Origin of the sequence: Elizabethkingia argenteiflava, assembly GCF_009904105.1 — a bacterium.
Lineage (GTDB): Bacteria > Bacteroidota > Bacteroidia > Flavobacteriales > Weeksellaceae > Elizabethkingia > Elizabethkingia argenteiflava.
Window position 1 is genome coordinate 1 of the sequence record NZ_JAAABJ010000376.1, and the last position, 283, is coordinate 283.

Annotated in this window: 1 protein-coding gene; it reads left to right on the forward strand. The window is 41.0% G+C overall.

Features of this window, described 5'->3' with window-relative positions:
* On the forward strand, positions 1–283 hold a 283-nt coding region (locus GNY06_RS04510), incomplete at both ends, for a transposase (protein WP_176589960.1).

Genomic DNA, 283 nt, shown 5'->3' on the forward strand with positions numbered 1-283 from the left:
TGAAGCCAATCTACAAGGCTAATAATGAAGAGCAGGGATATCAAAGGCTGCTTGCCTTTGAAGAGAAGTGGGCAAAAAAATATCCCCTGACCTGCAAATCCTGGCTGGACAATTGGTTAAATCTCTCTGCATTCTTCGAGTACGATGAGGTAGTACGAAAAATCATATATACTACCAATCCAATTGAAGGGGTACATCGCCAGATACGCAAAATCACCAAAACTAAAGGTGCTTTTCCTTCAGAACAGGCACTGATGAAGCTAATGTATCTGGTAATACAGAA